Consider the following 257-nt stretch of genomic DNA (forward strand, 5'->3'; position numbering starts at 1 on the left):
GTTACACCGATTGGGCCAGCATTCAGTGGGTTGTCCTGAAGCATTGTGGCGCGGCCAGCAATGGTCTCGACCACAGGAATGTTGTGCTTGCCAGCGAAAGCTGCCAACTCGTCAGTCGCTAGCGAATAGTGAACACCACCACCAGAGATGATCAACGGCTTCTTCGCCTGCAGCAGGATCTCTTTCGCTTCTTCCAGAACAATCATTTCAGGCTCTGGACGGCGGATACGGTGCGTCTTCTCAGCAAAGAACACTTC

The 257-nt window shown here is 53.7% G+C and carries 1 pseudogene; it reads right to left on the reverse strand.

The annotated features are described in order from the left end of the window. Positions 1-257: pseudogene (locus tag ACVA53_RS25120) on the reverse strand (3D-(3,5/4)-trihydroxycyclohexane-1,2-dione acylhydrolase (decyclizing)); the annotation flags it as partial.

The organism is Photobacterium sp. DNB23_23_1, from assembly GCF_052873815.1.